This is a genomic window from Actinomyces sp. 565 (genome assembly GCF_010365615.1).
Lineage (GTDB): Bacteria > Actinomycetota > Actinomycetes > Actinomycetales > Actinomycetaceae > Actinomyces.
The window spans coordinates 15,641-37,180 of record NZ_PIZD01000076.1 but is presented as its reverse complement, the minus strand read 5'-3'; the positions used below and the strand labels follow the sequence as shown (position 1 = coordinate 37,180).

Annotated in this window: 17 protein-coding genes; 11 read left to right on the top strand and 6 right to left on the bottom strand. The window is 67.9% G+C overall.

What is annotated here, in order from left to right; all coding sequences use genetic code 11:
- Positions 1-147: 147 nt before the first annotated feature.
- The 5 genes from GZ997_RS12330 to GZ997_RS12310 all read left to right on the top strand — a co-directional run bounded on the left by GZ997_RS12330 (position 148) and on the right by GZ997_RS12310 (position 6,998).
- Complete coding sequence (locus GZ997_RS12330; protein ID WP_161924817.1) at positions 148-1,077, top strand: sugar ABC transporter permease; 930 nt, start codon at positions 148-150, stop codon at positions 1,075-1,077.
- Positions 1,078-1,080: 3 nt separating this feature from the next.
- Positions 1,081-1,977, top strand: a complete 897-nt coding sequence (locus tag GZ997_RS12325) for a carbohydrate ABC transporter permease (protein WP_161924816.1) — start codon at positions 1,081-1,083, stop codon at positions 1,975-1,977.
- A gap of 113 nt (positions 1,978-2,090) precedes the next feature.
- Positions 2,091-3,443: an extracellular solute-binding protein gene (locus tag GZ997_RS12320; RefSeq protein ID WP_162680096.1), complete on the top strand. Its 1,353-nt coding sequence runs from the start codon at positions 2,091-2,093 to the stop codon at positions 3,441-3,443.
- Between the two features lie 54 nt (positions 3,444-3,497).
- On the top strand, positions 3,498-4,844 hold the full coding sequence (locus tag GZ997_RS12315; protein ID WP_162680095.1) for an extracellular solute-binding protein: 1,347 nt from the start codon (positions 3,498-3,500) through the stop codon (positions 4,842-4,844).
- A gap of 105 nt (positions 4,845-4,949) precedes the next feature.
- Complete coding sequence (locus tag GZ997_RS12310) at positions 4,950-6,998, top strand: beta-galactosidase (protein ID WP_219109929.1); 2,049 nt, start codon at positions 4,950-4,952, stop codon at positions 6,996-6,998.
- Positions 6,999-7,004: 6 nt separating this feature from the next.
- Here the strand turns inward: GZ997_RS12310 and GZ997_RS12305 are convergent, their stop codons facing one another.
- Positions 7,005-7,394 carry a helix-turn-helix domain-containing protein gene (locus tag GZ997_RS12305; RefSeq protein ID WP_162680094.1) on the bottom strand — a complete coding sequence of 130 codons (390 nt, stop codon included), beginning with the start codon at positions 7,392-7,394 and terminating at the stop codon, positions 7,005-7,007.
- A 144-nt stretch (positions 7,395-7,538) separates the two neighbouring features.
- On the opposite strand from GZ997_RS12305, the gene GZ997_RS12300 reads away from it, so the two are divergent.
- Both GZ997_RS12300 and GZ997_RS12295 read left to right on the top strand, forming a co-directional pair.
- Positions 7,539-8,225 (top strand): DsbA family oxidoreductase, encoded by a 687-nt coding sequence (locus GZ997_RS12300; RefSeq protein ID WP_161924813.1) that lies wholly within the window; start codon positions 7,539-7,541, stop codon positions 8,223-8,225.
- Complete coding sequence (locus GZ997_RS12295) at positions 8,225-8,890, top strand: MBL fold metallo-hydrolase (RefSeq protein WP_162680093.1); 666 nt, start codon at positions 8,225-8,227, stop codon at positions 8,888-8,890. The genes GZ997_RS12300 and GZ997_RS12295 overlap by 1 nt, the downstream gene beginning before the upstream one ends.
- Before the next feature lie 525 nt (positions 8,891-9,415).
- Here GZ997_RS12295 and GZ997_RS12290 read toward each other — a convergent pair.
- The 3 genes from GZ997_RS12290 to GZ997_RS12280 form a co-directional block, all read right to left on the bottom strand.
- Positions 9,416-10,417, bottom strand: a complete 1,002-nt coding sequence (locus tag GZ997_RS12290) for a nucleoside hydrolase (RefSeq protein WP_162680092.1) — start codon at positions 10,415-10,417, stop codon at positions 9,416-9,418.
- A 95-nt stretch (positions 10,418-10,512) separates the two neighbouring features.
- The gene (locus GZ997_RS12285; protein WP_161924810.1) at positions 10,513-11,940 is read right to left on the bottom strand and encodes an MFS transporter; all 1,428 of its coding nucleotides are present in this window, start codon (positions 11,938-11,940) and stop codon (positions 10,513-10,515) included.
- Positions 11,941-12,204: 264 nt separating this feature from the next.
- On the bottom strand, positions 12,205-12,885 hold the full coding sequence (locus GZ997_RS12280; RefSeq protein ID WP_161924809.1) for a TetR/AcrR family transcriptional regulator: 681 nt from the start codon (positions 12,883-12,885) through the stop codon (positions 12,205-12,207).
- A gap of 319 nt (positions 12,886-13,204) precedes the next feature.
- On the opposite strand from GZ997_RS12280, the gene GZ997_RS12275 reads away from it, so the two are divergent.
- The 3 genes from GZ997_RS12275 to araA all read left to right on the top strand — a co-directional run bounded on the left by GZ997_RS12275 (position 13,205) and on the right by araA (position 17,720).
- On the top strand, positions 13,205-15,070 hold the full coding sequence (locus tag GZ997_RS12275; RefSeq protein WP_162680091.1) for a hypothetical protein: 1,866 nt from the start codon (positions 13,205-13,207) through the stop codon (positions 15,068-15,070).
- A 329-nt stretch (positions 15,071-15,399) separates the two neighbouring features.
- A complete protein-coding gene (locus GZ997_RS12270) occupies positions 15,400-16,137 on the top strand; it encodes an L-ribulose-5-phosphate 4-epimerase (protein ID WP_162680090.1) in 738 nt (245 codons plus the stop codon).
- A gap of 68 nt (positions 16,138-16,205) precedes the next feature.
- Positions 16,206-17,720, top strand: coding sequence for an L-arabinose isomerase (gene araA / locus GZ997_RS12265; protein ID WP_238994459.1), 1,515 nt, complete (start codon positions 16,206-16,208; stop codon positions 17,718-17,720).
- A gap of 24 nt (positions 17,721-17,744) precedes the next feature.
- On the opposite strand, the gene GZ997_RS12260 is transcribed toward araA, so the two are convergent.
- Together GZ997_RS12260 and GZ997_RS12255 are read right to left on the bottom strand one after the other, a co-directional pair.
- A complete protein-coding gene (locus tag GZ997_RS12260; protein ID WP_162680089.1) occupies positions 17,745-18,800 on the bottom strand; it encodes a LacI family DNA-binding transcriptional regulator in 1,056 nt (351 codons plus the stop codon).
- Positions 18,785-19,810 carry a LacI family DNA-binding transcriptional regulator gene (locus GZ997_RS12255; protein WP_162680088.1) on the bottom strand — a complete coding sequence of 342 codons (1,026 nt, stop codon included), beginning with the start codon at positions 19,808-19,810 and terminating at the stop codon, positions 18,785-18,787. Before GZ997_RS12255 ends, GZ997_RS12260 begins: the two co-directional genes overlap by 16 nt.
- Before the next feature lie 259 nt (positions 19,811-20,069).
- Between GZ997_RS12255 and GZ997_RS12250 the strand changes: the two genes are divergently transcribed.
- Positions 20,070-21,540 (top strand): alpha-N-arabinofuranosidase (locus GZ997_RS12250; RefSeq protein WP_238994458.1); only part of this gene is annotated, 1,471 nt, incomplete at its 3' end.

The following is a 21,540-nucleotide window of genomic DNA, read 5'->3' as shown; positions in this document are numbered from 1 at the left end:
CCGCGGCCGTGTTGACAGTGCCTTAATGATGTGCCACGCTAACACTCGTTAACAATGTTTGCGCAACCATCCGCGTAGTTGCTGCTGTTGGCGTACACATTTCACGTGCACTTCAACTCCCCTCAGTGCAGAGACGGAAGGACAAGGATGTCGGCGATTCCCGTCCCGGCGGGCGCACCCGCTGCCGCACAACACAAAACGGTGCCCGAGCGGCGCCCGAAGCGCCGCTGGACCGGCTGGGGCTTCGTGGGTCCCTTCATGACGGTGTTCGCCTTCGTCTTCCTGGCGCCGATCCTCTACTCGATCTACCTGAGCCTGTTCCAGAAGCGGATGGTTGGCGGCAACCAGTTCGTCGGCCTGGACAACTACACCCAGCTCCTGGCGGACCCGCAGTTCTGGGAGGCATTCCGCCGCGTGGCCCTGTTCCTGGTCATCCAGGTGCCGATCATGCTCACCCTGTCACTGCTGGCCGCGCTGGCGATCGACTCCCTGAAGCTGTACGGCACGGCCTTCTTCCGCATCTCGATCTTCATGCCCTACGCAGTCCCCGCGGTGGTCGCCGCCCTGATGTGGGGCTTCATTTACGGCAACCGGTTCGGGCTGGTCGGCTCGCTGTCCGACCTGCTGGGCGTCAGCATCCCCGATCCGTTGGGCGCCAACGTGATCCTGGTGTCGATCGGCAACATTGTCACCTGGGAGTTCGTCGGCTACAACATGCTGATTTTCTACTCCTCGCTGAAGACCATCCCGCACAGCCTGTACGAGGCTGCGGCCATTGACGGCGCCAGCGAGTGGCGCATCATTACCGCCATCAAGATTCCGGCCCTGCGTGGCGCCCTGGGAATCGCCACGATCTTCTCGATCATCGGCTCGTTCCAGCTGTTCAACGAGCCCTCGATCCTCCAGAGCCTGGCACCCAACGCGATCACCACCTACTACACGCCGAACTACTACGCCTACAACCTGTCCTTCGCGGGCCAGCAGTACAACTACTCGGCCACAGTCGCCATCGTCATGGGGCTGATCACCATGGCGGTGGCCTACCTAGTCCAGCTGCGCGGGAACCGGGAGAACTGAGCCATGAGCAAGAAGACCGCCAACGCCGCCGTTGCACACCGCGGCTACAACGTCGAGAACCCGCGCAAGAGCTGGCTGCTGACGCTCGTGATGGGCCTGATGCTGATCTACACCTACCTGCCGCTGCTGTGGCTGTTCATCTCCTCCACCAAGACCCAGGGTGACCTCTTCTCCACCTTCGGGCTGTGGTTCGGGCACGACTTCGCCCTGTGGGACAACATCCGCGAGACGCTGACCTATAACGATGGCCAGTTCGTGCGCTGGTTCCTGAACACGCTGATGTACGTGGTCCTGGGCGCCGGCGGCTCCGTGCTGCTGTCGGTGCTGGCCGGGTACGGCCTGGCCAAGTTCGACTTCCCCGGCAAGAACGCCGTATTCGCCATTGTCATCGGCGCCGTCGCGGTCCCCGGAACCGCGCTCGCGGTCCCGACCTTCCTTATGTTCGCCAAGCTGGGCCTGACCAACACTCCCTGGTCAGTGATCATCCCCTCGCTGATCTCACCCTTCGGCCTGTACCTGATGTGGCAGTTCACCCGCGACGCCGTTCCCACCGAGCTGCTTGAGGCCGCCCGTATCGACGGCGCGAGCGAGTTTCGTACCTTCCGCCAGGTGGCCCTGCCGCTGCTCGGCCCCGGCATTGTGACGGTGGCCCTGTTCGCGATCGTGGCCACCTGGAACAACTACTTCCTGCCGCTGATCATGCTCAAGGACGCCAGCTGGTATCCGCTCACCATCGGCCTGAACGCCTGGAACGCGCAGGCCGCCACGGCAGGCGGGCAGGCGATATTCAACCTGGTCATCACCGCGTCCCTGCTGACCATTATTCCGCTGATCGCCGCCTTCCTCAGCCTGCAGCGCTTCTGGCAGGCGGGCCTCGCCTCCGGCGGCGTCAAGGAATGACGCCGCCGCTCCCAGTCCCCTTAGCCGGACACCTGCGTCCTTCGGCTACATCAACTCCCAACTCAAACACTCCCACCAGCACCGCAAGGGTGCGAACTGGAAAGGAAACCACCATGACGATTGATCGTCGCATGTTCCTGCGTGCCACCTCCGCCGTTGCGGTTGCCGGCGCCGCCTCGGCGGTCCTGGCCGCCTGCGGCTCGGGCTCCTCGCCCTCTGACGGTGCTGCCGCGGCCGATCCCTCCGCCGCCGCATCGGCCGCCGAGGCCGGTGGCGAGCTGCTCGTGTGGGCCTGGGACAACACCATCGAGCCCTGCGCACAGGCCTTCATGGAGAAGTACCCGAACGTGAAGGTCACCGTGACCAACGTCGGCACCTCCGCCGACCAGTACACCTCCCTCCAGAACGCCATCTCCGCCGGCAAGGGCGGCCCAGACGTCGCCCAGATCGAGTACTACGCCCTGCAGCAGTTCTCCATCTCGGAGTCCCTGGCGGACCTGACCCAGTTCGGCGCCGCCGACTACGAGGGCACCTTCACCGAGGGGCCGTGGAGCTCCGTGCACACCGGTGAGGGCGTCTACGGCCTGCCCCTGGACTCCGGCCCGATGGCGATGTTCTACAACGAGGAGGTCTTCAACGAGCTCGGCGTCGACGTCCCCACCACCTGGGAGGAGTACCTGGACGCCGCCCGCAAGATCCACGAGGCCGACCCCAGCAAGTACATCGCCAATGACACCGGTGATGCGGGCTCGACCCTGTCCGGGCTGTGGCAGGCGGGCGCCCAGCCGTACGCGGTTGACGGCACCGACGTCACTATCGACTTCTCCGGCGCCGAGGCGGAGAAGTACTCCGACCTCCAGACGACCCTGATCAAGGAGGGGCTGCTCGCTCCGATCTCCGGCTGGACCGACGAGTGGTTCCAGGCCCTGGGCGACGGCACCATCGCCACGCTGGTCACCGGTGCCTGGATGCCCGGCAACTTCACCTCCTCCGTGCCGAACGCCTCCGGCAAGTGGCGCGTCGCCGCCCAGCCCCGGTGGGACGCCGACACCCCCGCCTGCGCGGAGAACGGCGGTTCCTCCCTGGCGGTCATGGCGGCCTCCGACAAGCAGGCACTGGCCTACTCCTTCGTCGAGTTCTGCTCCGCCCAGGACGGCATCCAGATCCGCATCGACGGCGGCGCCTTCCCCTCCACGACGGCGGAGCTCGACTCCGCGGAGTTCCTCGGCAAGGAGTTCGAGTACTTCGGCGGTCAGAAGGCCAATGAGGTCCTGTCCCAGGCCGCCAAGGATGTGCTGCCCGGCTGGACCTACCTGCCCTTCCAGGTCTACGCCAACTCCATCTTCAACGACCACGTGGGCAAGGCCTACACGAGTAATGGCTCCACCACCATCGCCGAGGGACTGGCGGCCTGGCAGGAGGCCTGCATCACCTACGGAAACCAGCAGGGCTTCACGGTCTCCTGACCGCGGCACCACCTATCGCGAAGCCTGACCCCGATCATGAGAAGAGACTTCACCATGACTGCTAATCTCACCCGCCGCAGCGCGCTGTCGGCGCTCGGCGCCTCCGCGCTGGCTCTCACCCTCGCCGCCTGCTCCGGTTCCGGGGACGACTCCAAGCCCGCTGCCGAAGTCGATCCCTCGGCTGCCGCGGCCGCCGCCGAGGCCGGTGGCGAACTGCTTGTGTGGTCCTGGGAGCCCACCCTGACCGACGTCGTAGCCGAGTACCAGCGGGCCTTCCCGAACGTGAAGGTGGAGCTGGTAAACGCCGGCACCGGCACCGAGCAGTACACGGCGCTGCAGAACGCCGTCTCCGCCGGGTCGGGTATCCCGGACGTCGCGCAGATCGAGTACTACGCCTTGCCGCAGTTCTCCCTGGCCGAGTCACTGGCAGACCTGACCCAGTTCGGCGCCGCCGACCTGGCCGCCTCCTACTCCGCCGGCCCCTGGGCGGCGGTCGCCTCAGACAGTGGGATTTTTGGCCTCCCCATGGACTCCGGCCCGGTGGCACTGTTCTACAACGAGGAGGTCTTCAACGCGGCGGGTGTCCAGGTACCTACCACCTGGGAGGAGTACCTCGACGCCGCCCGCGCCATTCATGCTGCCGACCCCAAGCAGTACATCGCCAATGACATCGGTGACGCGGTCAAGACGCTGTCGCTGCTGTGGCAGGCCGGCTCCCGCCCCTACACGGTGGACGGCACTACCGTCGGCATCGACTTCAGCGAGGAGAGCTCGCAGAAGTACGCCGAGCTGTGGACCACGCTGATCGAGGAGGAACTGCTCTACCCGTGCGCGGACTGGTCCGATGAGTGGTACCGGGGCCTGGGCGACGGCACCATCGCCTCCCTCGCCATGGGGGCATGGATGCCGGCCTCCTTCGTCGGCGGCGTTGAGGCCGGGGCCGGCAAGTGGCGGGTGGCGCCGCTGCCGGCCTGGAAGGCGGGGGAGACCGCATCCTCGGAGATGGGCGGGTCCTCGCTGGCGGTAACCGCTGCCAGCAGCAAGCAGGCCCTGGCCTACCACTTCATCGAGTACGCCAACGCCGGGGCCGGCGTCGCCAGCCGAATCGCTAATGGGGCCTTCCCGGCCACTACCGCGGACCTGACCAGCGAGGAATTCCTGGGCGCCGAGTTCGAGTACTTCGGCGGGCAGAAGGCCAACGAGGTCTTCGCCGAGTCCGCCGCGGCCGTCACCGATGGCTGGTCCTTCCTGCCCTTCCAGGCCTACGCCAACTCCATCTTCAACGACTCCGTCGGCAAGGCCTACGAGTCCAAGGGCGCCACCTCGGTCGCCGATGGACTGTCCGCCTGGCAACAGGCCTGCATCACCTACGGCAACCAGCAGGGCTTCACAGTCTCCTGACCTGCCTGGCGGCGACGCGCTGCGGGACGACGGCCCAGGCCGCATTCCCGGCGCGTCGCCGCGCACTTAAAACCGACCGGCTCACGACCCGCTAGCAGACAGGGCATGATGAACAGTACCGCCAGCCGCCCCGGCTTCCCCCGGCACCCGCGCCGCGAGGGCTCCGCCATCCACTTCGGCGCCGACTACAACCCCGATCAGTGGCCCGAAAGCACCTGGGCGGAGGACATCGCCCTCATGCGGCGGGCGGGTGTCACGGTCGTCACCCTGCCGGTGTTCTCCTGGGCCCACCTACAACCGAGCGAGGACACCTGGGACTTCGACTGGCTGGACCGGATCATGGACCTGCTGGCGCAGGCCGGCATCGACGTCGACCTGGCCACCTCCACCGCCTCCCCGCCCGCCTGGCTCACCACCAAGCACCCCGAGGTACTGCCGGTCACCCGCACGGGCGAGACGCTGTGGCCCGGAGGCAGGCAGCAGTGGCGCCCCACCTCGCCCGTATTCCGCCGCTACGCCCTGGAGCTGACGCGCCGCATGGCGGAGCGTTACGGCACGCACCCCGCACTGGCCGCCTGGCACGTGAGCAACGAGCTCGGCTGCCACAACGCCTACGACTACTCCGAGGATGCCGCGGCCGCCTTCCGGGCCTGGCTGCGTGAGCGCTACGCCACCCTGGAAGCGCTCAATGACGCCTGGGGGACGGCCTTCTGGTCGCAGACGTACCACCGGTGGGAGGAGATCCTCCCACCCCGCCTGGCCGCCTCCGAACCGAACCCCAGCCAGCTGCTCGACTTCCGCCGCTTCTCCTCAGACGCGCTGCGCGACTACCTGCGTGCCGAAAGTGCGGTATTGCGCGCAATCACTCCGGACATTCCCATCACCACCAACTTCATGGTCATGGGCGACACCGCCGCCCTGGATTACCCGAGTTGGGCCGAGGACGTCGACTTCGTCTCCAATGACCACTACCTGGACCCCCGGCCCGGTGGCATCGATGAGCTCGCCTTCTCCGCCTCGCTCACCTCCGCTATCGCCGGCGGGAGACCTTGGTGGCTCATGGAGCACTCGACCGCTGCGGTCAACTGGCGTCCCGTCAACCCGCCCAAGCTTCCCGGGGAGCTGATGCGCGACTCGCTGACGCACCTCGGCCACGGCGCCGACGCCATCTGCTTCTTCCAGTGGCGGGCCTCGCGCGCAGGCGCAGAGAAGTATCACGCCGCCCTGCTCCCGCACGCCGGGGAGGACTCGCGCCTGTTCCGCGACGTCGTCGCCCTGGGAAGTACCCTGGAAGAGCTGGCTGAAGTGGCGGGGAGCCCGGCTCTGCCCGCACGCGCCGCCGTCTTGTTCGACTACGAGTCCTGGTGGTCACTGACGCAGGAGTTCCTGCCGCACACGCGCCTGGACTACCGCGGCCAGGCCCTGGACTGGTACCGGGCCCTGGTGGCTGCGGGAGTCCGCGTTGACGTCATCACCACGCGCAGCGACCTCGAGGGCTACGAGCTGATCGTCGCCCCGCTGCTGCACGTTATGCCCGCCGAGCTGGCAGAGCGCCTGCGCGCCGCGGTTGCCGGCGGCAGCCACCTGGTGACGACCTACTTCTCCGGGACCGTGGACGAGCACGATCACGTCATCGCCGGCGGCTACCCCGGCGCTTTGCGCGAGCTGCTGGGCATCCGCGTGGAGGAGTTCGCTCCGTTGCTCGACGACGACGCCGCAGTGCTCTCAGGCGGAGGCACAGGCCGCATGTGGACCGAACGGGTGGAGGTCACCGCTCCCGACGTCACGGTGCTGCGCCGCTACGAGCGGGCCCGCGGCGTCGAGGCGGGCACCCCCGCCGTTACGCGGCGCGCGGTGGGGAAGGGCTCCGCAGCGTACGTGTCCACACGTCTGGAGGGTGATGAGCTGGCGGACTTGGCCGCCGAACTGCTGGCGGCTGCCGGCATTGAGGCGGACTTGCCCGAGCTCCTGCGCGGGCAGGTGATTGCCTCTGTCCGCCGCGGGGAGGCCGCGGACTACTGGACGCTCACTAACCGCGGATGCCGCGACCTCGGGCCTGCTGCCGACGTTGCCGGGATACTCGGCGGGAGCGTGCTGGCAGGTGCCGGCTCGCTCGGCGCAAGCGACGCCGTCGTCGTGCGGGTGCCGCGCTGAGGCGTCTCACCGCACCTGGGGAATCCCCAGCTCATCGCGGGCTGCGCGCATCTGCGCGGCCTCGGCCCGGGAGAACACGAACTCGGCCTCGCTCCAGTCCCACATGGCCTGGATGAGTGGCTTGAAGCTCTCGCCGCGGCGGGTCAGCCGGTACTCCACGCGGGGCGGTACCTCGCCGTAGTCGATGCGCTCCAGAAAGTTGTCCGCAACCAGCTCTCGCAGTTGCTTGGACAGTGTGGAGTCCGACACGCCATGCAGGCACCGCTTCAGCTGGCCGAAATGCCGGACCTCGGCCAGGGCCACGTAGAAGAGGATCTCGATCTTCCACTTGCCGCCGATTACCGCCTGCAAGGACGTGATCGCAGGACACCACTCGATCTTCGGGGCTTGCGCCACAACCCTCGCCTCCTTGTCTACCCGTCCACGCTAGTACTACAGAAAAAGATAGTACTAGCGAACTCGGAGGAGGTGGGCGAGAGTGGTTACAGATGCGCGGGCCGCACACAGCGCGCCGGTGCCCACAACCCCGAGGAGGAACACATGAAGGTGACCTACTGGTCGGACTTCGCCTGCCCTTACTGCTACGTCGGCGAGACCCGCCTGCACAAGGCGATCGAGTCGCTCGGCCTGGCCGACGACGTCGAGGTGGAGATGAAGGCCTTCGAGCTGTACCCGGACGCGCCCCGCGAGGTGCAGGGCCCCACACTCGACCGCTTCGCCAGGAAGTACCGCCTGACCCGGGCGGCCGCGCGCCAGCGCATCGACTCCATCAGTGCCATGGGGCGGGCCGAAGGCATCGACTTCAACTACGCCACCACGCTCAACACCAACATGCTCGATGCGCACCGGCTGACCAAGTTGGCTCACGCGCTGGGCAATACCCGCTTCGAGGAACTCTGCTTCCACGCCTACTTCGTGGACAACGAGGTCATGTCGGACCACGCCGTACTGCGGCGCCTAGCCGCGCAGGCGGGCCTGCCGGAGGCCGACGTCGAGCGCGTGCTGTCAAGCGACGAGTACGCCGACGCCGTGCGTGCCGATGAGCGCGAGGCGCACTCCATGGGCGTGAACGCCGTGCCGTTCTTCGTGGTGGACGGCAAGTACGTGATTTCCGGCTGCCAGCCCACGCAGGAGATGGCCCGCGTGCTCACAAACGCGCGCGACGCGGCGCTAGCGGAGGGCGCCGCCGAGGGCGGGGCCTGCGGTCCGGACGGGTGCGCGATCTAATGGGAGTTCAGGTTCGCCCGCTTCTGGCCCGCGGGGTGTACGCCACCTACGGCTACTTCGTCGTCGACGAGGAGACTGGACATGCCTTCCTCATCGACCCCGGCGCCCAGGCGGACCTGTTCCTGCGAGCCGTGCGCGGGCACGATTGGACCGTAGAGGCCATCGTGCTCACGCACGGCCACTTCGACCACATTGGGGCCGTGGAGGAGCTGCGCGCCGCCTGGGGGATCCCCGTGCTGGCGCATGCGGAGTCCGAGCGCTACCTGACCGACCCGTACCTGAACCTCTCCGCCAGCCACGGCGCGCCGCTGCGGGTGCGCGGCGTGGAGAAGTTCCAGCACGGCGACCGCCTGACCCTGGGGGAGGGCTCGAACGTCGAACTTGAGGTCCTGCACGTTCCCGGGCACACCGATGACTCCTGTGCCTTCTACTGCGAACAGGTCGGCTTCGCGATGGTTGGTGACACGGTCTACGAGGGAGGCCCCGGGCTGACCGTCTTCCCGACGGGGGATGCAGGCAAGCTCCGTGCGAGCCTGGACACCAGGCTGCTCGCGCTCCCCGATGGTACGGAACTGCTGTCGGGGCACTCCCGCCCCACTACGGTCGCGCGGCTCAGGCGTGCGGTACGACGGCCTGCGGACGGCCCTGGCGACCGGATGTCCTGAGCGGGTGCCGTATTGGCGTTCCATCCCCAGCCCCACAACGACCTCGGCGCGGCGAAGACGTCCTTTATCGGCTCGAATAGATCACCATGCGCCACACCGCAGTCCTGGCCCGGACTGCGGGCTCGCAAATACGGAGAGCCGACCCGGGTGGTCTTGGGTGTGGCGCACGCTCAGTTGGTTTGGCGCTCTGGCCGGTTGGCGGGTTTTGCCTGGAATTTCGGTGTTTTTGGTTTTTGGCTGGTGGGGATTGGTTGGCTCCAGCGTGCGCCGCTGGGGTTGCCGCACGCTGGAGCTGGTTGGGCTGTTATTCGGGTGGTGTGCTTTCCGCGTGATTACGCCGTTTCTGTGGAAGCATGCCGGGACTGAGCGTGCGGCGCGCACCCGTGCGGCGCACGCAGGCCACACACCCCCAAACCGAGAGAACCACTAAGGAGGTACTTGCAGCGCCCGAGCGGTTCGACCCGTAGGGGTTGACGATGCTGCCCGGTGCGCACCGCAGGCGGACTGGCCAACTTCTATGCGTTGTCAGCTTTCCAGCCAGCCGGCCAGAGCGGCCAGGGAGTCGAACATGTCGTCGAACAGGAGCCGGTTGTCGATGCGCTGGTAGCGGCGCATCGGCCGGGTGTTCTGCGGGTAGCGGTAAGTGCCATCCTGTGCGATACGGGGCGTGGGGATAACGTCGTAGTAGGAGGACGCTGCGTCGGGCTCGAAGGTGGTTTGCAGTGAGGACAGCAGCACCAGCGGCTGATCGCCGAGCACATAGGTCGCCCCGGGGTGCGCCCAGCCCGCGACCATTGCACGCACCTGGTTCAGCTCACCCAGCAGGTAGGCGCCAAGCGCGCCAGCGCGGGCGCAGCCGCGCCGGATAGTCGCCATGGAGACGGTGGCCGACCGATAGACATCGCGCGGGACCTGCCAGATGCGGGCCTCGGTGTCATTGAAGACGTAGCGTGCGCTCGCGGGGTCGAGCGCCAGGTTGTACTCCATGTCCGTGCCGCCCTCGGGCACGTATGCCAGTCCGGGATGCTCCCCGCCGCCGATCCAGATGAGGGTCAGGCGCGCAGCGATGGCCGGTTCAGCCTTGAGCGCGCGTGCGACGTCTCCCAGAGAGCCGCCGGCCACGAGGAACAGTGGGCGGTCATCGTCGTGCATGGCCTCGGCGACGATGAATTGGGATGCGGCGGTGGGGCCGTCGTAGACGTCGAAGCCGCGGTCGTCGCCGTCGTACAGGTCGACGCCGGTCACCCCCATGGTCGCCAGCAGTGTCTCAACGCGCTCGCGGCCCGCGCGCACGGAGGAGTCGGTGCGGTTCCAGGGATCGTCCTCGCGCAGCCGGGAGACGACGACGCCGCGCACCTCGGTGCCCTCAGCCAGCAGGTGGTGGGCCAGGGCGAAGAGGTCGTCGGGGTCGCCGGCGAAGTCGTTGTCGATGATGACGCGGGTGCGTGGGGCGGCGCCGGGGAGCTGATCGGCGTCGGTGAGCCAGGGGGAGGAGCCGTACTCCCAGGATCGGACGGCGGTGGTCATGTCTCGCTCCTTTGAGTGAGGTTGTGAGCGTTGGATGAGGACAGCGGCGGCATCGGACCAGCCGGTACCGATGCCGCCGCTGGGGCTCGGTGGTGCTACTTGACCTTCCGGACCGGGATGATGGCCACGGCACTGACGCCGACGGCGATAACCGCCGTGATGAAGATGGCCGAGTAGCCGCCGGTGCGCGCGACCAGCTGGCCGGCGACGAAGGGCGCCAGCATCTGGCCGATGTTGGAGGCCACGTTGGCCACGCCCAGGTCCCTGCCTGCGGTGTCGGGGTCGGGCAGGACGTCGATGAACAGGGCCACGTCCACCGCCATGTACATGCCGTAGGCCCCGGCCAGCAGGATGTAGAAGAAGTAGTACATGGGCAGCGTTGGGACCAGTAGGGGAACCAGCATGTCCAGGGCGATGACCAACGAGGCGCCGATGACGAAGGGCTTGCGCCGCTTGGCCTTGTCGGACAGCTTGCCGGCGAAGGCCAGCATGAGCAGCTGCACCGGCAGGGCGGCGAGCGACAAGGTGGCCACGATGGTGTTGGCCTCGGCTGCGGTGTGGGCGGGGCGCAGGTGCGACTGGATGATGTACAGGTTGTAGTTGGTCACGGCCGTGTAGCCGAAGAACATCATGAAACGGGCGATCCACACCCAGCGGAAGTCATGGTCAAACAGTGGGACGAAGAAGCCCTTGAGGAAGGCGAGCCAGTCGAACTGGCGCAGCTCCAGGTCCTTGGAGGGGCGGTCCTTGGCGAAGGTCACGAAGATGAGGGCGCCCACTACCACGGCGACTGCGAACACGAAGTAGGCGTCCAGACCAATGGAGTTCATGAGCACCCCGGCCACCACGGACCCGCCGGTGAAGCCTGCCATCATGCCGATTCCGGACAGGCCGGAGACCGTGCCGGTCTTTTCGGCGGGAATCCGGTCCGCTACTGTCGTCGACAGTGGCCCCTGCATGAAGTTCAGGGAGACCTGTGCGGTGGTCCAGAAGACGGTGAGCATGAGTACCGTAGTGGAGTAGCGCAGGCCGATCATGAAGGCGGCCCCGGCGACGGCGCCGGCCACGATCCAGAAGGCGCGCCGGCCCCAGCGGGAGCGCCAGCGGTCGGAGAGGACGCCGACGATCGGCTGGGCGAACAGCGTGAAGAACGAGCCGACGATCATCATGTTGGAAATGGAGGACGCGCGTGCGGCCTCGTACTGCTTCAGCAGGTCCAGCAGATGCGCCTGCTCGGCGGTGGGAGTCGCGGTTCCGGCGCTGACGTCATTGGCCAGGTTTGTCAGCTCGGTGAGCTGGTCCAGGCTGGTGACGGTGGTGCCGGAGAAGTACTGCCGAAACTCGATCGTCTGCACGGTGTTGGGCAGCAGGATCGCCGCTAGCGCCGAGTAGCAGGCGTACAGGAAGACGCCCGCAATGACGAATGAGATCAAGTACTGGTAGTACGGACGCCCGCCCAGATACTTGGCGGAGGTGCCCGGCCGCGTGGGCTCCTCCAGGCGGGGGTCGGCGGTGGTGGACATGTGGCTCCTTTGCATTGATGCCCGGACGCTGAACGCGCACGGTACCTTCACGGGGTTCCGACCGGTCGGTCCATTAGATATTGAATGGATTCATTCTGTCAAGGAGCCGCGGTGGTGGGGGGCCGTCGCCTGTCGCGGAGCCATGGTGGTGGGGGCTGTCGCCTGTCGCGGAGCCATGGTGGTGGGGGCTGTCGCCTGTCGCGGAGCCGCGGTGGTGGGGGCTGTCGCCTGTCGCGGAGCCATGGTGGTGGGGGCAGTCGCCCGTCAAGGAGTGTCGTCGATGATGTACCGCCGCGGATCCTGCCGGGCCGCCTCCTCGCGGATACGCTGGAGACGGCGCATCCGCGCCGCCCGGCCACCCGTCCTGCGCCCACCTCCGCGTGCCCCCAGGGACTCGATCTCAGGACTGAGGTAGCTGACGTACTCGGCGGCCATGTCCTCCGGCGACTGGTGGTAGCCGCCGCGTATCCACGTGTCAATGAGGCCGAACAGGCCGTAAGCCTTGAAGTGATGCGCGTTTAGTGCGCGGGAGTCGGCGCTGGGCACCTCGCCGCCTCCCGGTTCGGCCTTGCGGCTCGGTGCATCGCTGCCGAGCGCGTCAAGCACCGTTGCCAGTAGAACGTTGTGCTGCCCCGCGGCGTAAAGGAGCTCGTTGACCTGCCGCATCCGCAAGCAGAACCGGAACAGGGCTATCGCGTTGGCGCGGTCATCCGTCTCGTCATACCAGTGGTGGGCGGCGAAGTCTGTCCAGGCCGTCTGGTACTTGTAGGCCAGTACCTCCTCCTTGGAGGAGAAGTGGCGGAAATAGGTGACCCGCCCCAGTCCGGCGCGGGTGGCAATATCGCTGGCGCTGATCTTCTTCAGCGGTTTTTCTTGCATGAGCTCGAGCAGGGCGTTGCCCATGGCGTCCTTGAGCGGCGCCGCGGAGTCCTCGAGTCGTGCCATGCTGACCTCCAGGGAGTGGTCGAATCGGCAACGTACAGGAGTAGCCCCGGCTTCGGCAGGAACCGCCCAAGCCGGAGTGTTCCCCATTTCGAAATATAGTCGTCTTGCGGGACCAGACACGCCCACGCGCCGCAACGGATTTGGGGGAGCGCTCCGGGGACTCGCCGCAGGGCGGGGGCTGTGAGGGCGTTGCGAGCAGCTAGGCGTGGAAGACTGGCCTGTGCTCGGCCCTGAAGGTTTCGGTTTAACGGACCCACCCCAGGAGGTAGTTGTGGTCAGACGGCGACGGAAGGACAAGCGCTCCAATGCCGGACACCCCGTGACGGCAGTAGAACCGGAGCAGCCGCGTCCGCCGGAGCCGGTGCGGGTGGCGACTCCGGACGAGGCCCGCGAGCTCGCCCAGCTCCTGCTGGGTGCCGGCCGGGAGGCGCCCGTCGTGGTGGTGTCCACGCCGCTGGGCAGCGAGGCCCCCTGGATCGATGCCGACGCACTGGCTCACTACGGGCGTGGCCTCGTGCCCGTCTACTTGCTGGAGACCGGGCGCACGTCGTATGCCTTTGCCGACGCGATGCCGGAGTACACGCAGGTTTACGGCGGGGCGGGCCGCATGTACTCCCCGGACCTCGCCTGGGCCACGGACTGGAGCCGGTCGCGGCTGTTCCTGGCCACGGATCCGGAGTCCGGGCGGCGGGCGACCGACGGCCTGATCGGGGAGCTGGCCCGGATACTGCCGCGTGGGCAACGGCCGCAGGCGACGCAGAGCTTCAAGGGCACGGTGAGGATGCTCGTGCCGCCGTCCCGCGCACTAGTCGAGGGCGCGCAGGAGAACTCGCCGCTGGCCATGATCTCCCCGGAGGAGTCGGTGCCCGCCCTGAACGTGACCGTGGGCCAGTTGGTTGCCGCCGGCCAGCAGGTGGAGGGCAGGCATGATGCGACTACCGGATACCTCGATGTCTCGGCGAGCCTGCGCTCAGCGGGACAGGCGCTGGACGGGCTGGAGGCGGGCGAGGTGATCCTGGTCCGGGTTGCGGCCATGACTCCTGATGAGCTGGTGGTGGAGCCCTACCCGCAGGTGACCGTGCGGATTCCCAAGATGAGCGTGACTGCGAATCCGTTCGACAGTCTGGATGACCTGTTCTGGATCGGTGCGGTGGTACGCGCCCGCGTGGACTCCACCGCCGGCGGGCTCTCACTGTCCATGGATGACGTCGACGACGACGAGCCGGTACGCCCGGCCCCCAGTCTGCTTCCCGGGGGTCCCCCGTGGCTGGAGGAGGCGGGAGAGGCGGCCTGGGAGGGGGCCGACCTGGTGTCTGGGGGCGCGGACGGTATGCCCGCGCCTGAGCCGCGGCCCGGAGCTGCTGAGTCACCCGCGGCGGCTTCGCGCAGCGACGTCGCCGCTGAGGACCGGGCCGACCGCAGTGTAACCGTAGTGCCCTCTCCCCTCGGCGTGGGCGGGGTGGCGGAGGGTGACGCCCGCGGACGCCGGATCATCGAGCTGGAGCGCAGCCTGGCCGATGCGCGCGAGCGCCTGGCGCGGCTCGCCGAACGACTGGATCAGGAGCGTGAGCAGACCGACCACTTGCGTATGGAGCTGTCCCTGACCAGCCAGCTCTACCGTGAGGCCACGCGCGAGGTGGCGCAGCTCACGGAGCGGCTTCAGCACTCCATGGCGCAGCACCGCAGCGCCTCGCGCAGACTCGCCCAGCGCAGGTCTGAGCGCGACGCGGCGCGGGATGAGACCGGGCGCAGGGAGGATTCCGCGCGCGCCGAGCCGCTGTTCCTGGAGCCGGAGGACCAGCTCCGCCATGAGATCTACTTGGCCTGGGCGCAGCTGACTCCTCCGCAGGACAAGGCGCAGTGGCCCCTCCCGGCCGACTACATCGTGGGTCCCGGTTTCATCGGCTCCGTGGATGCGCTTGAGGGCGTGGATCACGAGCGCGTGCTGAGGGTTGTGGTCGAGGTGCTCACTGGTCGGGTCAAGGACATACCTTCGCGTCAGCTGCACCGGTTGCGCCTGAACACCCACAGTGGGCAGGCGCGTACGCGGGCAGACGGGGCCGTGGCCTTCCGCGTGGCCGTGCAGGTGAACACCCCGTCGGCGCGGAGGCTGCACTTCTGGCGACTGCCCGATGGGCGCATCGAACTGATTAATGTGGCGGTGCACGACCAGATCGACATTTAGCCGGTGGCGGGCGGTGGCGTGAGCGGCAGCTGCTGCCGGCTGCCATGCGCCGCCGGGTGCCATGCGCCGCCGGATGCCATGCGCCGCCGGATGCCACGGCGGCCGGATGCCACGGCGGCCGGAAGAGCACCTTGACAGCATCGATGTGAACGTTCACTATTGGTGGTGCCGTGCTGCGGCCACCGCCGCGGCCGGTCCCTTCGCCGACGTGCCCCACTGACCGCCGTGGTGCGCGTGGGGCGGGAAGACACCTCGCGGCAACGGTGCCGAGCCTGACTGCCGCCCACAAGACACACGAGAAACCGAACTGGGGGAAGAACGTGGCTGATATGACCGAGCGGATTGTGCTGGCTGATTTGGATGATGGTGTGCGTGGGGCGGTGGCTGATGCGCGTGAGCGGGTGGCGCGTTTGCATGGGGAGCTGATTCGGTGGGGGCTGGTGGTGTGGACGGCTGGGAACGTGTCTGAGCGGGTGGTGGTGACCCGGCCGGACGGGACTGTGGAGCGGACGGACTTGTTCGTGATTAAGCCGTCTGGGGTGGCGTATGAGGAGCTGTGTGCGGACAACATGGTGGTGTGCACCCTGGATGGGGACAAGATTGTGGATGGTACGCCGGAGGGGTTGGTGCCGTCGTCGGATACGGCGGCGCATGCGTATGTCTACCGGCATATGGATGGTGTGGGCGGGGTGGTGCATACGCATTCGACGTATGCGACGGCTTGGGCGGCGCGGCGGGAGCCGGTGCCGTGTGTGCTGACGATGATGGCGGATGAGTTTGGGGGTGAGATTCCGGTGGGTCCGTTTGCTCTGATTGGGGATGACTCGATTGGTCGGGGGATTGTGGAGACTCTCGCGGGGTCGCGGTCTCCGGCGGTGTTGATGGCGAATCATGGTCCGTTCACGATCGGGCGGGATGCGCGGGCCGCGGTGAAGGCTGCGGCGATGTGCGAGGAGGTGGCGCGTACGGTGCATATTGCGCGTCAGGGGGGTGAGATGGTGCCGATTGAGCCGGAGCTGATCGACCGGCTCAACGACCGCTACCAGAACGTCTACGGCCAGCACTGACCAAGTCCGGTCCCCAGCAATCAGCTGAATTCAACATCCAAAATTCATAATTCAAAGGAGAATAACTCATGACTGCTCTGCCCAGCCCATTCGACGGCAAGGAGATCTGGTTCCTCACCGGGAGCCAGGACCTGTACGGCGAGGAGACCCTCGCGCAGGTCGCCGACCAGTCCCGGCAGGTCGCCGCGTGGCTCGACGCCGCCGACGCCATCCCGGTGCGTATCGTCTGGAAGCCGGTCCTGAAGGACCGCGATGCCATCCGCACCGCCATGCTCGCCGCCAATGCCGACGACGCCTGCATCGGCGTGATCGCCTGGATGCACACCTTCTCCCCGGCCAAGATGTGGATCGGCGGCATCGATGCGCTGTCCAAGCCCCTGGTCCAGCTGCACACCCAGTACTCCCAGTCCCTGCCCTGGTCCACCATCGACATGGACTACATGAACCTCAACCAGGCCGCCCACGGTGACCGCGAGTTCGGCTACATCCTGACCCGCCTGAGCCAGCCCCGCAAGGTCGTCGTCGGCCACGCCACCCAGGCGGACACCCAGGTCAAGATCGGCACCTGGGCGCGCGCCGCCGCCGGCTGGGACGCCCTGCACCACACCCGCCTGGTCCGCTTCGGCGACAATATGCGTAACGTCGCCGTCACGGAGGGGGACAAGACCGAGGCCGAGCTGCGCCTAGGCGCCAGCGTGAACACCTGGGGCGTCAACGACCTGGTCGAGGTCGTCGACGCCGTCACCGAGGCGGAGGTCGACTCCCTCATCGAGGAGTACCTGGGCGCCTACGACGTCGTCGAGGAGCTGCGCCCCGGCGGCGAGCGCCACGAGTCCCTGCGCTACGGCGCGCGCATCGAGGCCGGTATGCGCCGCTTCCTCCAGGAGCGCGGTGCCACCGCCTTCACCACCAACTTCGAGGACCTCGGCGGGCTGCGGCAGCTGCCGGGCCTGGCCGTCCAGCGGCTCATGGCAGACGGCTACGGCTTCGGCGCCGAGGGCGACTGGAAGACCGCCCTGCTCGTGCGTGCCGCCAAGGTCATGGGCTACGGCCTGAGCGGCGGCGCCTCCCTGATGGAGGACTACTGCTACGAGATGACGCCCGGTAAGGAGAAGATCCTCGGCGCCCACATGCTCGAGGTCTGCCCCTCGCTCACCGAGTCCAAGCCGCGCCTGGAGATCCACCCGCTCGGTATCGGGAACCGTGAGGACCCTGTGCGCCTGGTCTTCGACGCCGACACCGGCGCCGGCCTAGTGGTCGCCATGTCAGACATGCGCGAGCGCTTCCGCCTGACCGCCAATGTTGTCAAGATCGTCGGCCCCGACGAGCCGCTGCCCAAGCTGCCCGTGGCCCGCGCCGTATGGGAGCCGGCCCCCGACTTCTACACTTCCACCGAGTGCTGGATGCAGGCCGGCGCCGCCCACCACACGGTCATGACCACGGCCACCACCCTGGAGATGTGGCAGGACCTGGCCGAGATCGCCCGGATGGAGCTGGCCCTCATCGACTCCGCCACCACCACACGTGGCTTCGTGCAGGAGCTGCGGGGCAACCAGGTCTACTACCGCCTGACTCAGGGCTGAGCTGATCGATTCGCGGCCTGGGGGCTAACCCAGCCGCTCCGGGCCCGCCCCGGCGCCGTCGACCGTGGAACCACGCGCCGACAGCGCCGGGGTGGTGGTCACCAGCCGCGCCTGCGTAAGGTGGGGTGGGAGCGATTCCTCACGGCGGCCCCCCGCAGGCCCGATACCGAGCAGCGTCAGCGCACCCTCGGCCATGGCCGGCAGGTCCAGGTCCACGCTGGTGAGCGTCGGAGTGGCGAAGGCGGCGGCGTCGGTGTTCCCCCGGCCGACCACAACCACCTCCGCCGGCACCTGCACACCTCGCCGCCTCAGCGCGCTGACGGCGCCCGCCGCAAGGGCGTCGTTGTGACAGACCATGGCATTCACGGGGAGAGCGGCGTGAGCCAGCCGCGCTACCGCCTCGACCCCGCCGAGCATTCCGTCGGGGACACCCACCCGGATTACGGCGTCGTCGTCGACGCGCAGCCCTGACTCCCGCAGGCCCTGCACGCAGGCGCCGGTCCAGTGGTCGGCGGCCTCGGCTACGCCGACCACCGCCGGGCGGAGCCGCCCCAATGCGCGCAGGTGCGCCGCAACCAGCTTCACCTGTGCCTCAGGCGGGCAGGATACGCGCGGCAAGTCCGGCGGGCCGGAATCGGCGATGAGTACCAGGGGCGACTTCGTCTGAGCCACTTCCCCGCACGCTAGTGACGCCGGGTCCACGCCCCGCGGCACGAGTACGGCGGCGTCGGACCGCTTCGCCCACGACCCAGCCAGAATCTCCTGCTCCCGGTCCGCCTCACCCTGGGTGAGCTCCAGGACCACCGACGTGTGAGCGGCTGCCCGCATCAGCCCCTGCGCCAGCGCGGCGTACAACGGCTGCTGCAGGGTGGGTATGGCCAAGGTGATGCGCCCGCGGCGCCCGCTGCGCAGCGCCGAGGCACTCGGATTGAGCCGGTAGCCCAGCGCCGTGACCGCCTCAAGTACGCGTTGGCGCGTTTCGGGCGAGGCCCCCGGCGCCCCTCGCAGCACATTGGAGACGGTCTTAGCGGACACGCCCGCGCGGCGGGCGACGTCGCTCATGGTCACGCGCGCGGCCACGGTGCCTCACCCCCGACGGTGGAATCACGTGCCAAAAGCACTACGTCCTCAATGACGGTGCGCGCGGGGGCGTCCGGTGCGGCAATGCGCCGCCGCAGCAGTGAGACGGCGTCGGCGGCGTAGGCGCCCAGAGAGGGGGAGACGGTTGTCAGCGACGGGGAGGTGTAGCGCGACAGCTCAAGATTGTCGATACCGGTCACGGCCACGTCCTGCGGTATGCGTATCCCGGACGCCGCGAGTTCGTGCAGTGCGCCGAGCGCGAGTGCGTCGTTGAAGGCGATCACCGCATCGAAGCCGATGCCGCGGTCCAGCAGCACGCGCACCGCGTTGGCGCCGTCGATGGGGCGCCACTCGGAGGAGGCGACCAGCAGGCGTTCATCCAGCTCGAGCCCGTGCTGTGACAGCGCCGCGCGTAGGGCCGCGGTGCGGGTCAGTGCGGCCGCATGCGTCCACTCGCCCTCGGAGGCCACGCCGAGGGCGGCTATGTGCTTACGCCCCAGGGCCCGCAGATGCGAGACAACCAGGCCGATACCGCAGTCATTGTCCATGGCGACGCGATCGACGACGTCGTGGCGCCTTTCCCCGAGCAGCACCAGCCGATACCGGGAAGCGGCCTCGGTGACCTCCTCCGGCGCCATTCCCTGCCAGTACATGATGGTGCCGTCGAGATCGGGGTGGTCGGCCAGAAATCTCGCCTCCCACTGACCGCGCTCGCCGGTGACTCCCAGCACCACGGCCAGGTCGTGGCGGCGGGCCTCGGCGGCAATGCGGTCGGCGATCTCGGCGAAGAAGGGCTGGTTCAGTTCCGGCACCGCAAGGCCGATCGTGTTGGAGTGTCCGGTGCGCAGCGAACGGGCGGAGGCGTTCGGGCAGTAGCTGGTACGTGCTACAGCCGCGAGCACGCGCTCGCGCGTGGTGGGGGATACCCCCGGCTCGCCGTTGACCACCCGCGAGACAGTCTTCGGCGAGACGCCTGCGAGGGCGGCGACGTCGAGCAGTGTGGCGGCCATGCGCGGCAGCATACAGATACCGCCTCCAACTATGCGGTAGCGCACATTCAACGATGTCAAGTGCTGCCGTTCGCCTTTGTTTCGTTGGCGGTTCTGAAAAATGCGGTTATGGCGGTGGAACGTGGGTGGGATCTCGTTCTTAGAGGCGCAGTAGCGGAGGTTGACAACGTTGAAGTATCGGGACACGATGGTGGCAACGCAAGCACTCCGGCACCGCCCGCCGGAGGCGCGGCCCAACCGACTCAAAGGAGAGATTCCCTTGGCAGCACGCATCTCGGTCGACGCCGACCGCCCTATCGGCCGTATCTCGCCCCGCATGTACGGCTCCTTCGTGGAGCACATGGGGCGCTGCGTCTACACCGGCATCTTCGAGCCCGACCACCCGACCGCCGACGCCAACGGCCTGCGCCAGGACGTCATGGAGCTGGTGCGCGAACTCGGTGTCACCACCGTGCGCTACCCCGGCGGCAACTTCGTGTCCAATTACCGCTGGGAGGACGGTGTCGGCCCCATCCAGGACCGGCCCCGGCGGCTGGAGCTGGCCTGGCACACCACCGAGCCCAACACCTTCGGTACCGACCAGTTCATGACCTGGTGCGACCAGGCCGGCATCGAGCCGATGATGGCCATCAACCTCGGCACCCGCGGGGAGACCGACGCCGTAAACCTCCTGGACTACGTCAACGGCCGGGCGGACACTCAGTACGCCAACCTGCGCCGCGCCAACGGGCACGAGGACCCTTACAACGTGCGCATGTGGTGCCTGGGCAACGAGATGGACGGCCCCTGGCAGGTGGGCCACAAGAATGCGGCGGACTACGCATACTTGGCCCTGTCCACGGCCCGCGCCATGCACATGGTGGATCAGGACCTGGAGCTGGTGGCCTGCGGCTCCTCCGGCTGGGAGATGCCCACCTTCGGCGACTGGGAGCGCACCATCCTCGACCTGGCCTACGACGAGGTCGACTACATCAGCCTGCACCGCTACGTCGATCCCGATGCCCAGGACCGGGCCAGCTTCCTCGCCGCCGGCGTGGACCTGGATCGCTTCATCGACGGGGTGATCGCCACCGCCGACGCCGTCGGCGCCAAGCACCGCTCGAGCAAGAAGATCATGGTCAGTGTGGACGAGTGGAACGTCTGGCGCCTGAGAGCCTGGAACTCCGTCGAGCACGGCTTCGCCCCCGACGACTGGCCGGAGGCCGCTCCCCGCATCGAGGACGTCTACACCGGTGCCGACGCCCTGGTGGTGGGCGGCCTGCTCATCTCCCTGCTGCGTCACGCTGACCGCGTCAAGGCCGCTTCGATGGCGCAGCTGGTCAACGTGATCGCCCCGATCATGACCGAGAAGGGCGGACGCGCCTGGCGGCAGACCACCTTCCACCCCTTCGCCATCGCCTCCCGGATCGCCCGCGGCCAGGCCTATGACGCCGTCGTCGCCAGCCCAGTCACCGGCACCGAGCGCTTCGGTGAGGTCGACACCGTCGACGCGGTGGTCACCTGGGAAGAGGAGACCTCCACCGGCTCGCTGCTGGCCCTGAACCGCTCACTGACCGATTCGGTGGACGTCACCGCCGCGCTGGGGGCCCTGGGCGCGAGCCGCGTTACGCAAGCTCAGATCATCGCCCCCGACGACCTCGACGCCGTCAACACCGCCGACGACCCCGACCGCGTCCGCCCCGTCCCCCACGAGGTGACGCTGGCCGACGGCGCGCTCACCACCACGCTGC

Bases quoted from the DNA above. Each gene is read 5' to 3' on its own strand.
- GZ997_RS12330 (WP_161924817.1), top strand. From the start codon at position 148: ATGTCGGCGATTCCCGTCCCGGCGGGCGCACCCGCTGCCGCACAACAC.
- GZ997_RS12270 (WP_162680090.1), top strand. From the start codon at position 15,400: ATGACCGAGCGGATTGTGCTGGCTGATTTGGATGATGGTGTGCGTGGG.
- GZ997_RS12295 (WP_162680093.1), top strand. From the start codon at position 8,225: ATGGGAGTTCAGGTTCGCCCGCTTCTGGCCCGCGGGGTGTACGCCACC.
- GZ997_RS12320 (WP_162680096.1), top strand. From the start codon at position 2,091: ATGACGATTGATCGTCGCATGTTCCTGCGTGCCACCTCCGCCGTTGCG.
- GZ997_RS12285 (WP_161924810.1), bottom strand. From the start codon at position 11,940: ATGTCCACCACCGCCGACCCCCGCCTGGAGGAGCCCACGCGGCCGGGC.
- GZ997_RS12255 (WP_162680088.1), bottom strand. From the start codon at position 19,810: ATGGCCGCCACACTGCTCGACGTCGCCGCCCTCGCAGGCGTCTCGCCG.
- GZ997_RS12280 (WP_161924809.1), bottom strand. From the start codon at position 12,885: ATGGCACGACTCGAGGACTCCGCGGCGCCGCTCAAGGACGCCATGGGC.
- GZ997_RS12310 (WP_219109929.1), top strand. From the start codon at position 4,950: ATGATGAACAGTACCGCCAGCCGCCCCGGCTTCCCCCGGCACCCGCGC.
- GZ997_RS12300 (WP_161924813.1), top strand. From the start codon at position 7,539: ATGAAGGTGACCTACTGGTCGGACTTCGCCTGCCCTTACTGCTACGTC.
- araA (WP_238994459.1), top strand. From the start codon at position 16,206: ATGACTGCTCTGCCCAGCCCATTCGACGGCAAGGAGATCTGGTTCCTC.
- GZ997_RS12315 (WP_162680095.1), top strand. From the start codon at position 3,498: ATGACTGCTAATCTCACCCGCCGCAGCGCGCTGTCGGCGCTCGGCGCC.
- GZ997_RS12290 (WP_162680092.1), bottom strand. From the start codon at position 10,417: ATGACCACCGCCGTCCGATCCTGGGAGTACGGCTCCTCCCCCTGGCTC.
- GZ997_RS12325 (WP_161924816.1), top strand. From the start codon at position 1,081: ATGAGCAAGAAGACCGCCAACGCCGCCGTTGCACACCGCGGCTACAAC.